General features: G+C 33.9%; 15 protein-coding genes. 11 read left to right on the forward strand and 4 right to left on the reverse strand.

The window, feature by feature from the left end:
- Positions 1-108: 108 nt before the first annotated feature.
- The 3 genes from FFM71_RS00185 to FFM71_RS00195 all read right to left on the reverse strand — a co-directional run bounded on the left by FFM71_RS00185 (position 109) and on the right by FFM71_RS00195 (position 3445).
- Positions 109-858, reverse strand: a complete 750-nt coding sequence (locus FFM71_RS00185; protein WP_137610163.1) for a response regulator transcription factor — start codon at positions 856-858, stop codon at positions 109-111.
- Positions 855-2003, reverse strand: a complete 1149-nt coding sequence (locus FFM71_RS00190; protein ID WP_223876438.1) for a GHKL domain-containing protein — start codon at positions 2001-2003, stop codon at positions 855-857. The genes FFM71_RS00185 and FFM71_RS00190 overlap by 4 nt, the downstream gene beginning before the upstream one ends.
- A gap of 146 nt (positions 2004-2149) precedes the next feature.
- On the reverse strand, positions 2150-3445 hold the full coding sequence (locus FFM71_RS00195) for a GHKL domain-containing protein (RefSeq protein WP_137610165.1): 1296 nt from the start codon (positions 3443-3445) through the stop codon (positions 2150-2152).
- A 195-nt stretch (positions 3446-3640) separates the two neighbouring features.
- Here FFM71_RS00195 and FFM71_RS00200 point away from each other — a divergent pair, with 195 nt between their 5' ends.
- Together FFM71_RS00200 and FFM71_RS00205 are read left to right on the forward strand one after the other, a co-directional pair.
- Entirely contained in the window at positions 3641-3853 is a 213-nt protein-coding gene (locus FFM71_RS00200) for a hypothetical protein (protein WP_137610166.1), read from the forward strand.
- A gap of 9 nt (positions 3854-3862) precedes the next feature.
- Entirely contained in the window at positions 3863-4219 is a 357-nt protein-coding gene (locus FFM71_RS00205) for a bacteriocin immunity protein (protein WP_223876439.1), read from the forward strand.
- Between the two features lie 185 nt (positions 4220-4404).
- Here FFM71_RS00205 and FFM71_RS00210 read toward each other — a convergent pair whose 3' ends face one another.
- On the reverse strand, positions 4405-5004 hold the full coding sequence (locus FFM71_RS00210; RefSeq protein ID WP_137610167.1) for a hypothetical protein: 600 nt from the start codon (positions 5002-5004) through the stop codon (positions 4405-4407).
- Positions 5005-5186: 182 nt separating this feature from the next.
- Between FFM71_RS00210 and FFM71_RS00215 the strand changes: the two genes are divergently transcribed.
- The 9 genes from FFM71_RS00215 to FFM71_RS00255 form a co-directional block, all read left to right on the forward strand.
- Complete coding sequence (locus FFM71_RS00215; RefSeq protein ID WP_223876440.1) at positions 5187-5579, forward strand: GntR family transcriptional regulator; 393 nt, start codon at positions 5187-5189, stop codon at positions 5577-5579.
- Entirely contained in the window at positions 5557-6285 is a 729-nt protein-coding gene (locus FFM71_RS00220; protein ID WP_137610168.1) for an ATP-binding cassette domain-containing protein, read from the forward strand. The genes FFM71_RS00215 and FFM71_RS00220 overlap by 23 nt, the downstream gene beginning before the upstream one ends.
- Positions 6275-7030, forward strand: a complete 756-nt coding sequence (locus tag FFM71_RS00225; protein ID WP_137610169.1) for a hypothetical protein — start codon at positions 6275-6277, stop codon at positions 7028-7030. Before FFM71_RS00220 ends, FFM71_RS00225 begins: the two co-directional genes overlap by 11 nt.
- Before the next feature lie 15 nt (positions 7031-7045).
- The gene (locus tag FFM71_RS00230; RefSeq protein WP_137610349.1) at positions 7046-7756 is read left to right on the forward strand and encodes an ATP-binding cassette domain-containing protein; all 711 of its coding nucleotides are present in this window, start codon (positions 7046-7048) and stop codon (positions 7754-7756) included.
- Entirely contained in the window at positions 7753-8526 is a 774-nt protein-coding gene (locus FFM71_RS00235) for a hypothetical protein (protein WP_137610170.1), read from the forward strand. Before FFM71_RS00230 ends, FFM71_RS00235 begins: the two co-directional genes overlap by 4 nt.
- 39 nt (positions 8527-8565) lie before the next feature.
- Positions 8566-9315 carry a hypothetical protein gene (locus tag FFM71_RS00240; protein ID WP_137610171.1) on the forward strand — a complete coding sequence of 250 codons (750 nt, stop codon included), beginning with the start codon at positions 8566-8568 and terminating at the stop codon, positions 9313-9315.
- Positions 9316-9420: 105 nt separating this feature from the next.
- Positions 9421-9609, forward strand: a complete 189-nt coding sequence (locus FFM71_RS00245) for a hypothetical protein (protein ID WP_137610172.1) — start codon at positions 9421-9423, stop codon at positions 9607-9609.
- Between the two features lie 809 nt (positions 9610-10418).
- Positions 10419-10607, forward strand: coding sequence for a hypothetical protein (locus FFM71_RS00250; protein WP_041500953.1), 189 nt, complete (start codon positions 10419-10421; stop codon positions 10605-10607).
- A gap of 83 nt (positions 10608-10690) precedes the next feature.
- Positions 10691-11492: helix-turn-helix domain-containing protein (locus FFM71_RS00255; protein WP_137610350.1), on the forward strand; the 802-nt coding region annotated here is incomplete at its 3' end.

Genomic DNA, 11492 nt, shown 5'->3' on the forward strand with positions numbered 1-11492 from the left:
TGGCCCTCTTTGAATTAAATTATTCTGATTACACCTATAATCTAGCATTAGGTGAGGTCACAGGAATGAAGATATCTTGAAATAGGGTGGATTTGTTCCTGAATGGAATTAAAGTGTTTCTTGGATGATATTTTTGAGCTTTTTAGATTTACCAATAGAAAATTTTTGGGTCGTGCCGTCATTGAAGCCAACTTCTCGAATTGCAAAGTCCACGTGATGAATGTTCTCAGGATTGATCAAACAAGAACGACTAATTCTAAATAAAAACGGATATTTCTTTTCTAATTCAGTTAATTTGCCATAGAATTCAAATTTGCCGTTGGTTGAATCTAGGTTCAAACGGTGTGGAATATCTGAAGCTTCAAGAAAGATAACTTCGGACTTGTCTAAATTGTAAACTTGGCTGCCGACCTCAAATGAGAACCCCTTCTTTTGAACCGAACGAGTTTCGTCGATAATTTGCTTGGCATAGTCTAAAGTGTCGTAAATTTCTTGACGATAATCGTCTAAAGGCTGGTCTTTTTCAATAAAATCTAGAGCAGCCACTTTTCGTTTCAAAGTTAATGGAGCAAGTTCATCGTGAGTCGTAACGAAAATGATTTCAGCTTGAACATCTTTTTTTCGAATAATTGCCGCTAATTGGATACCATCAATTTCGGCTTGTAAATCAATATCAAGAAAATAAATTCCATTCTTAGGTTCAAACTTGTCCAAATAATCAATGACTTGCTGTGGGTCAGCAGTCTCCAGCGCTACTTTGAAGAGGTCACTGTGAAATATCATATAATTCTCAACCAATTTATCCAACTGTTGCAGTTGAATTTGATTGTCTTCGCACATGATGATTGGGTAACTCATTTTTTATCCTCCTGGGTGATTAATGTGATGTGGAATCGAAACCACTTAGCATTTTTACTGTGTTGAATAAAGACATTGGAATTTTTTTTCTTTAATTCTTTGACATGAAGTAGGTCTAAATAGTCTTGTTCCCGTTCAGTAGTTGGTAAATTGGCTAATGTGTTATTGATCAAAAATGCCAGTTGATTATTCTCCTGAGTGATAGCCAATTTGATTTTGCCGTGTTCTTGCTGTTCGGTAAAATGAATTGCGTTGTCGATAGCTTGATCTAATAGGCGTATAAGGTCAAAAATATTAATCGGTAAATTATCCACCTGATCGGTACAATTGAAAAAACAGACGATATTCTTTTGATTGATGGTATTTAATTTGCTGATCAGGAGACTCTTCAAATAAGGATTTTTAACATTCTTGAGATCGTGATATAAATCCATCGATAAATTATTCAAATAATCATCAGAATAATTTTCGAGATTATCCAGGGCTTGATTCATGGCAAAATAATCTTCTTGATCGGCTACAGTTTTTAAACTGAAAAGTAAGTTTTTATAATCGTGTTTAAAATGACGCAATTTTAATTGATCTCGTTCCAATTGATCAGTGTATAGTTTCAGATTTTTCACTTGTTCTTCAGAGAAACGATCCCGATAGACTTTACGTTGACGACGTCTAGCAAAACTGAAGATCAAAATAATGAAAATACATTGGATGACTATAAAAATAAAAACACCAGTAATTAATCCGGCATATGCTCGGAAATGTTGAGTTAGCTTGAGAAACATGAAAAGGATAATGTAGACGTAACCGAGTACGATACAGGTCATCGGATTTTGGCGTGATTGAAAGAAATTATTTAGTTTGAAGTAATTATAGAAATAAACAAATGTAATTGAGAAGATGAATTCTATCAAATTGATTGTCAGATTGAAACCATATGAGACCACATCTGGATTGGGGAAAAAATTCATCAGAATTGGGCTAGGAATGATAATAGCGAGAAATTTGATGAGAAAACTCAATAAAATAATATTGATGAGGTAATAATCGATTTTCTTATTGGACCAGAGTACAAAATAAATAATTATCGCAATGAGTAAATTAGCGTAACCGGATAAAAAGATATTTAGGGTAATAGAAATTAACAAAAGTGCCCCATAACTGAGTGTTTTGCGTTGGATAGAAAATTTAGAATGATAAATTAAACTGAATGTATAGTAGAAAATTGTCCAGGCAAAGCAGATTCGCATTAAGTGCGGCCCGGTAAGAAATAACGTCATATATACTCCCCAAATTATTTAATAATTACAAGATTTAGATTAAACCACGTGTCATTTTTACGGTACTGAACAAACAAGTTTGGATACTTCTTTTTGATATCTTGAACATTGACCATACCTAACCCCGAGTGCTGCTGCTTAGTAGTAAAACCTTCTTGCATCATGTCAGAAATATCGATTTTTTCCTCAATCGTGTTATTAATGACAAATGATAGTTGTGTCACTTCTTGAATAATTGCAATTTGAATTTCGCCATTACTTTGGTCCTTAGTGGCCTCAATTGCGTTGTCGATTGAAATTCCCAAAAGTCGAACGAGATCAAAAATATTTATTAGACCATCGTTAACGGCATCGCGACATTCGAAATGACAAGTGATGTTATTTTGATTAATTAGTGTGAGTTTACTGATTAAAAGGCTCTTTAGATAGGGGTTCTGGACGTTGTTGAGGTCCTTAAACAGTTGCATCGAAATATTGTCGAAGTAACTGTTGGAATAATCTTCCAAGTTCCCTAAAGAAGTCCTCATCTCTTGGTAATCGCCAATTTTAGCAATTTTTCTTAAACTAGAAATCGTACCTTTATAGTTTCTTTCAAAGCCACGAAGTTTAATCTGGTCGGTTTCCAGTTGATCAGTATACATTTTGAGATTTTTTAGTTGTTCTTTAGTCAGCTCACGAGTATAAGTTTCAGCCTGAGTTTGGCTGCCTTTGAGAAAGACAATAACGATGAAGAAACATTGAATCAGAATGAAGAGCATGATTCCGGAGATTAAGTCTGAATAAGCTCGATAGTGCTGAATTATTCGCATGAAAAAGAAGATAACTATGAATAAATAGGCAATTAAAAGGCCAAATAGAGCTGAGTGAGCAATGTTCCAATTCTCTTCGATATTAAAATGTTTATATAAAACAACGAAAATTACGGAAATGACAAGCTGAATTAGAAGAGTTCCAGAAACGAATAGTATGCTGCCCCAGAGTGTTTTAGTCGAAATTCTTTCAACAGTGAAGAAGAGTGCGGTCGTATTAGCCAATGTTTCGGCCAGCAGTTGAATCAGGGAACTTAAGAGAATTGTATTAATTAGTAGCAGTTTAGATTTCTGCTGCCATTGAAAAATTAAATACAGCACTATGGCATCAATGAAATAGGCGTAATTGGGAAGGAAGAAGGCCGTTATAACGATTAAACAAGAAGATATTAGAAGAAGATAATTTTTTTGAGGTCGATAGATGCTGCTAAAGACGCAGAAAAAAATTAGTCCTGACAATACGTGACCAATGACGTTAATCGTCGGATCTATATAAATCATCGAATCCCCCCTACCTATATCAATAGATTAATTATCACATATAATTAATCACTAAAAATAAAGATATCATGAAATGGGGAAATTTATTCCTGAATTCATTCAGGAATAAAAAATATGGTATTCAAGATATTTTGATTCAGGACAATTCTTGGGATGCTATCTTGGAGTCAAGGAGCAAGAAGGGAAGCGTCTAAAATGATTTGGAATTATGTCTTTGGTATTTTAGCAGTTTCATTTGGGATGTATCAGATGTTTAATTCAATTAAGTACGTTAAAGTGATTCAACACAACGGTAATAAGACGACATCTAATTTTTCGGCTTTAACGGTTTGGTATAGTTTGCTATTTGGATTATTTTTCATAATCGGCGGCGTAGTCTTGTTTGTAATAAAGAGTCCATTGTTTTAAGGAGAAAATATGATGAAAAAAAATCTTGAAATTAGAGAAACAGCTAAGGAAAACATTCGAATTTTGTATGATTCACTTATGAAACGTTCTGAAAAATCGAGCCATTTGTTAAATATTACTGATGTCTTAAAACAAGTTTATGTAAAAATTGATAATGCTAAGGATCCCTCAGTTTTGATCAGTCGGCTAGTAAAATATATTTATGTGGAGGGTTTTAGCCGAGTTGTTTTATCAAAGGATGAAGAAAGGGCATTGATGGAATTGGGAGATTTGTCGAAGGGCGCCAGCTGGAATGGTATGAATAGTGGAGATTTCAACGACAAATCACAATTTTATAGTTTTACTGAACCGATTCCACAGAGATAAGCATATAAATGATTTTTGAATAAACGAAGAAGGTTACTTTGAATTAATATCATTGTAATCTTCTTCTTTTTTTAATTTGACTAAAGGTTGAAAGTTCTTCCAACTATTTTAAAATGAAAATTTTGCAAAATAAAAAAGATTTCTGATTATTTAAATAAATTAGTTCTAGGCCTGTAACGACAATGTCATATTAACTTTGGTAATTTGAGTAAATTTTCAGTTTCACCAGATAGTTCTAAAATTTTGGGATTAAATTCCTTGAGAAAAATTCGGAGTTTACCCAATGTTTCGTGCGGATGTCTAACATAGTCTCGGGAAATATCCAAGTCGATCGTATTGCCATTTTTCATGATCAATCGTACTTTAACAGGTTCATTTACCATTAGAAATAAGTTATACATTAATCCACCTTCCTCCGATAAAATCAGTTCCGATGCTAAAGATGTGTCATGTTTGGGTAGCCCAACAACGGATATATGACGAATATCACTTTTAACAATTACGGTAACTGGAGAATGATTTGGTAATAAAATAGCAATTAATCTTTTTCGAAACGGCTTTATATCGTTATAACGAATAAACTTGCTGTCGGAAACCCAATAATTGAAGATTACCGGTAACACGAAAAGATAATGTCCAAAATACATTATCAAAGAGATAATGATGGCAATTTTTATTCCTAAGGTTACGGAAATGTTGATCCCGAAAAGAAGACCGATAGCTACACCTGTGACACCGCTGATTATTAACGGTCGATAATTAACTTTTTTTCCAAATTTGAGCACGATACATCAGTTCTTTCAATTGATTCCAATTGTTGCCCTAAATATAACATCACCGTAGAAACGTGGCCGTTAAAGGGAATGGACATATTGTCAAAAATAAAAATAAAAATCGTTGATAATCAATTGCTTTTTTTCAGCATCCGTTGTACTGTATTAGTGTAGTAGAACAGTAAGAGGGTGAAATGATGGAATATATTGATAACATACCTATTTACCTCCAAATCAAGGATATTTTGTATCGCAAAATTATTAGCAATCAGTATGAATTAGGATCACAGCTGCCTTCAGTTAGACAGTTGGCTGTCCAATTCTCCGCTAATTCAAATACCGTTCAAAAATCACTGAAGGAAATGACTGAAGAAGATGTCGTTATACCTCAACGTGGTAAAGGTAATTTTGTGACTGAGGATACCGGAATTGTGGAAAAATTAAAAACGCATATCGTTACGGAGATGTTTGATGCAACGTACGATAAATTACATTCATTAAATATGAATGATACAGAGATTATGAATAGTTTTAATAATTATGTTAAACAGCGGGAGGTCAACCATGAGCAAGGTATTGGAAATTAACAAATTGAATTATAAAAAGAACAATAAGTTAATTTTAAACGATATTAATCTTAGTCTAGATAATGGCAAGATTATCGGATTACTCGGTGCCAATGGGGCTGGAAAGACGACTCTTATGCGTTTGATCACCGGTGTGAATGCCAAAAGTTCTGGTCAAATCAGTGTTGCTGGAGTCGAGAATAAAGCGGCTCGAAAGTCATGTGTCAGTGCAACTTATTCGTTAGATGGGTTTAGCAAGAGTTTCGGAGAGAAGAATGCTAAGGTCAGAGATGTTTTGAAATTTTACATCGACATTTATCCGGACTTTTCATTTGAAAAATATCAAGAGATGGCCAAATATTTAGAAATTTCTTGTGATGATAAACTAGTTGATCTTTCAACTGGTACGAAAGAAAAGTTAGTGATTGCTTTGACTTTAGCACGTCAAGTACCACTTTATTTATTAGATGAACCGTTGAACGGAGTCGATATTATGGCCCGTAAGAAAATTATCAAAAGTATCATCCAGTGGAAAGGTGACGATTCAACCATTATCATCAGTTCACACTATGTTAAGGAGATTTCGAGTCTCTTGGATGATGTCGTAATTCTAAAGGATCAGAAAGTATATCAAGTTAGTCCAGTGGAAGAAATTCAAAGCAAATACCACTTGGGAATTGAAGAGTATTACGAAAAAGTTTATGAAGGGGGACTGAATGATGAGTAGTTTAGGACGTGTTAGCAAAGGCTTACTAAAGAATAGATTTAAATTGATTAGCCTGATTTTTGGAGTTCAGATTCTCATCTTGCTAGTTGTTCAATTATGGAAGTTCTTTACTCACGTATCAAAAATAACCAGTTTTACAGGATACGTTTTCATAGCGATGGTTGTTGGAATTGTGATGATAGCTATCGCAAATGAACGAGTTTACCTAACTGATAAATATCGTCTGATACCGATTAATGATGGCACCCTCTATTCCAGCAACATGTTAACATCATTTTTATCATTGATTTATTTAATAGTTGGTGAATTGCTGTTTTATATTGCTGCCAACGCATTTTTCCCCAATGATTATGATCAATTTATGATCAGAAGTTTTAATTCAACTCAACAGTATCTCTTCAAATCTGAAGTTCTGTTAACCTTTATATTGGGTGTTCTGGTCGTTTGGACTGGAGTAACGGCGTTACATTTATTGATCAATTGGGTCAATGATTTTCTGCCATTTAGAAATCAAAATTTCGTCAAAGCTATTGTTGCCGTGATTGTCGTTTGGTTATTTATGATACCTTTCAATTATATTACCAGTAATGTTCTAAGAATCATGGGTATTAATGGAATGGATAACAGCTTTGCGGCGGTCACTCGAGTTATGTACTTAAGTATGGCAATGATGGTTATCTGGATTGCGATTTTCACAGTTATTAATCTCTATTTATTGAATAAAAAGTCAGAAACAACTAATTAGGAAAGGGGCGTCATGATGACAGACTTGTTAAAAGTTAATAATTTGAATTATAAGAAGAATAACAAAGCAATTTTAAAAGACGTCAATTTGAACTTAACCAGTGGTAAAATTATTGGTTTGCTTGGTGAGAATGGTGCCGGAAAGACTACTTTGATGCGCTTGATTGCGGGAGTGAATTCAATCCCTGAAGGCGTTATAACGGTTAACAATGTTAGTAAGAAAAGTGAAATTAAACAAAATGTCAGTTTTAGTGATCAGTTAAATGGTTTTGGTAAGAATACAAAGATTGGCGATATCGTTAAATTCTATAAAAATGTTTATCCGGACTTTTCAAAGGAAAAGTATTTGGAAATCGCTGATTATCTTGGATTGGAAGAAGATAAACGAATATCATCTCTTTCGACCGGAACACGAGGGAAACTGATTATTGCTTTGACTTTGTCTCGTGAAACTAAGCTCTATTTATTAGATGAGCCTTTGAGCGGAATCGATAGTATGTCCAGAAAGAAGATCATCAGTAGTATTATTCGTTGGAAGACAGAAGATTCAACTATCATTATTAGTGACCATTATGTTACCGAGATAGCAAGTTTATTAGATGATGTAATTATCATTAAAGATGAAACTATTTATCAAGTGAGTTCAGTTGAAGACATTCAAGAGAAATATCACTTGGGTGTTGAAGAGTATTATGAGCAGGTTTACGAAGGAAGTGTTACAAAATGACCGAATTTATGGGTTTAACTAGAAATCTAATTAGTGACAAGTGGCGGATGATGAATTGGATCATTATTGTAGATTTGATTTTTCTAGTTGTCATTGATGTATTAAGAATTTTCACTGGTGGTTGGGATGGACAAATTATCCCCAGTTATTTCTTCGCAACATTTGTGTTTAGTATGAGTATGGCGAATTTCGTTGGATTTATCTTGTTAGCAAGGAATAATGAACGAGTTTTTACAAGCAACAATTATCGGTTAATTCCAACATCCGACACCAAACTTTATTTCAGCAACATTTTGACAACTTTTGCAGCTTTCATCTATCTTCAAATTTTGGAAGTTGTGACTGGAACAATTTTGTACTTTATTAGTGGTCAAAGTGATTTTGATTTAACCTCTGGTCAACCAACAGGTTCGATGGGAATTGTCTTATTAGTTCTTCTATTATTGGTCTTAACAATTATTTTAGTTTGGTCGGGTATAACTGCAGTTCATTTCGTAATCAATTGGATCAGTGGATTTTTACCATTTGCTCGTCAAAAATTTGTTAATTTTATTCTATATCTAGTCGTTGCTGTAATTGGAATAATGATTTTTAACTTTACAACTGGAAAAGTTTTTTCTGGAATTTACAGTAGCTCACAAGGAATCACGACATTAGGCCAATTTACAAATGTTATTTGGATAAGTATTGGTATTACCGCAATTTGGATTGCAATATTTACCGCATTAAATATCTATCTATTGAAGAGATGGACAGAAACGATTCGTTAGAACAACTACAAAATAAAGACTATGGGATGGTCCATTAATATGAGTAGCTTACTGGGTGTAAGTAAAGAATTAATCTGGAGTAAATTCAAACTCATCAATTTGATTTTGCTTATTAATATTGTTGAAGTTGCCGTCATAATTGGGATGGATAAATTGAATGTACAGTTGGATCGAAACTATCCAATTGGAATTATGATAATTAGTGCTACGGCATTTTTCATTATCGGTATCGTTTTATTAGTTCGTGCCAATGAGCAAGTTTTTTCCAGTAATCGTTATCGGTCGGTAACGATATCTGAAAGTAAGTTATACTTTAGCAATTTATTGACAACTTGTTTGATTTATTTTTACTTTGGCTTGATTGAATCGGCAATTTTTCTAGGATCACTGTACTATTACATGCGAAATGATGTTTTTTTTCATACCATTATTTCCGATAATATTCGCGTGGAATTATTGTTGAAAGACTTAGCCTTAATTATATTAGCAGTCTTGTTGATTTGGACAGGAAGTACTTTGGTTCATTTAGCAATGAATTATATTAGTGATTTTTTATCATTTAAAAATAAAAAAGTAATTGCGACAATTTTCAATCTATTGATTTTGGGATCAGCGGTATCAATTATGTTTTGGACTTTGACGGAAATGTCTAAAGTGGGTATGTATCGTTATGCCGATGTGCCAAACAATATTTTTCCAATAGCATGCCTAATTGATGCAATCGGAATTTTTATTTCAATCGGTGTTGGTCTATATCTTTTGAAAAATCAAGCTGAAACTGACCAATAATCGACGTTCATGAGCGAAAAACGTACGTTGATGATTAAGTTGGCACAAAAATATCTTTAGGGAGTATTATCAATTTAATAAAAAGAGTAAGGAAGGGGAACCATTGTGAGATTCAATAGTGATTTTTATAAAGGAAAATACTTTTGGATAGGCATCTTAGGGCTAGCATTTTTGGCCGATTTCCCGTGGAATGATGTCTGCACGATTCAAGGTATTATTTCCCTGATAATGGTAGTTATCGGTACTGTTTCATTGATTGGTTCAATGTTCAATTTTTCAAGGTATTTTTCTTAGTGGTTTTATGTGATTGCTCAAATGTGCCGTCTCCAGAGCTGAGAAATATTCACTTGCTGTGCGGACCGGTCCGAGCCTGAGGAGCGGTCTCGAACCTCGGTTTGAAGCCTTGACACATTTCGTCAAGTCTCCAAACACGCCCGGTGATGTAATGGCTAAAGCCATAACATCACTCCCACTGCCCATAAATATTTCTCAGCTCTTCCGACGGGGTTTCCGTTATTAAATAAGTTATAAGAACCACTTAAATATGCTTATTAATTAAGAACTTTTCAAAATAGATTGTTATTTAATTAGAAACAAAGAAGAGAAGCTATTTTTTACCTAGGAGGTATTTCCTGGTAGAAAATGGCTTCTTTTTTGTCATCAATTGCTGAAATAAGCATAAATCATAGATAGCTCGCATATTTCGTTGAAACATTTCAATATGTGAAGAATACTCAGCTCTGGATACGGCTACATAAACGATTCCGAGAGAACACCAGACAGTATGTCTATGGTCGAATCTTTTCTTATAAATTAGTTGACACTATTATTTAGTTAATATGAAGAAAGAAGTGATCAGTATGGCTGATTTCCTTGCTTTAATCGCGTTGGTTTTTGGATGTATCGAGATTTTTTTGACGGTAAAGTCGTTTTGCCAAATTAGAAAAGAACCGAAAAATAAATTCCCTAAAACTGCGAGATGGTTGCTTTTAGTTGGTTCCACTTTTGGTATCGGATTAGTCTTTCTTAGTTTCGACCTTATTTTCAAATGGATGTAATACTGTTGAAAATAAGCTTATGATTAGGAAAAAGGGGGCACCAATATGGGAATAGAATTAATTGGAATTGTGGTTATTTTAATGGGAATTTATCAAATCTACGTTGGTCGTAAAATGTATTTCAATATCAAAAAGAATGTCAAAAATCCTCAACCATACGTATTTATGGGTGTCTATTCGTCGTTAATCATTGGTGTTATCTGCTTAGTTGTTGGGGCGTTCATGATTAAATGAGCGTTATATAACGCCGCAAGCAGAAAGTGCGTGCATTTTCCTTAATTTAGTACCTATAATTTAGGTATAGGGAAGTGAAAACGATGGCATTAGCAGATAATATTGTTAAATATCGAAATAATAATCACCTGTCACAAGAACAATTGGCTGAAGCATTGAGTATTTCTCGGCAATCAATTTCAAAGTGGGAAACTGGGGAAAATTTACCTAGTATCGATAATTTGATTTCGCTGAGTGGCTTGCTGGATATTTCATTGGATGAGTTGATTACTGGTGAACCTTACCTGCATTTCCCATTCAATTATGGAAAACCCAAAAATCGATGGCCAGTGGTTTTTTTGGTGGCGATGATTATTTTGGGTGGACTGATTTTCTCAGGATTTCATCGATTTTATGTGCCCTTTTTAGGAGCGTTTGCAGCCTATATGATGGCAATATTGTTTTATCCATTTGATTTCAAACGCTACTACACGTATTGGACTCTGGAGAAGACAGGAATCACTTATGTGGCTAATGATAAGGACGTTTATAACAGTTTGGATGAGGTATTAATTCCTATCAAAACTCTATTTCATGCTCGCAAAACTGAGTTTATTTCCTATCAAGATATGCAAAAGGTTGAAGTAAAATTAGATCTATTAAAAGTTAATCCCAACGCTACGATAACGACCCATGGTGGGTATGCGTCATCTCGTGGTCAATATATGAATGAGGGATTTCATCTGATAATTACGACAAAAACTAATCAAGTGGTCTATCTAGATTTGCGTCAGTATTATTGGCCAAAATCTAAAGAACGTCAGATGCTATCAACGATAATTTCATTTATGAAGCGAAAAAACATTGAATTTATTGATAAACAAAATATTGCTGAAATGGTAAAAG

This window comes from Companilactobacillus huachuanensis (genome assembly GCF_005404815.1).
In the GTDB taxonomy this organism is placed as follows: Bacteria; Bacillota; Bacilli; order Lactobacillales; family Lactobacillaceae; genus Companilactobacillus; species Companilactobacillus huachuanensis.

Coding starts and splice junctions, on each gene's coding strand:
- FFM71_RS00230 (WP_137610349.1), top strand. CDS start 7,046: ATGACAGACTTGTTAAAAGTTAATAATTTGAATTATAAGAAGAATAAC.
- FFM71_RS00185 (WP_137610163.1), bottom strand. CDS start 858: ATGAGTTACCCAATCATCATGTGCGAAGACAATCAAATTCAACTGCAA.
- FFM71_RS00235 (WP_137610170.1), top strand. CDS start 7,753: ATGACCGAATTTATGGGTTTAACTAGAAATCTAATTAGTGACAAGTGG.
- FFM71_RS00225 (WP_137610169.1), top strand. CDS start 6,275: ATGATGAGTAGTTTAGGACGTGTTAGCAAAGGCTTACTAAAGAATAGA.
- FFM71_RS00195 (WP_137610165.1), bottom strand. CDS start 3,445: ATGATTTATATAGATCCGACGATTAACGTCATTGGTCACGTATTGTCA.
- FFM71_RS00215 (WP_223876440.1), top strand. CDS start 5,187: ATGATGGAATATATTGATAACATACCTATTTACCTCCAAATCAAGGAT.
- FFM71_RS00220 (WP_137610168.1), top strand. CDS start 5,557: ATGAGCAAGGTATTGGAAATTAACAAATTGAATTATAAAAAGAACAAT.
- FFM71_RS00250 (WP_041500953.1), top strand. CDS start 10,419: ATGGGAATAGAATTAATTGGAATTGTGGTTATTTTAATGGGAATTTAT.
- FFM71_RS00200 (WP_137610166.1), top strand. CDS start 3,641: ATGATTTGGAATTATGTCTTTGGTATTTTAGCAGTTTCATTTGGGATG.
- FFM71_RS00240 (WP_137610171.1), top strand. CDS start 8,566: ATGAGTAGCTTACTGGGTGTAAGTAAAGAATTAATCTGGAGTAAATTC.
- FFM71_RS00205 (WP_223876439.1), top strand. CDS start 3,863: ATGATGAAAAAAAATCTTGAAATTAGAGAAACAGCTAAGGAAAACATT.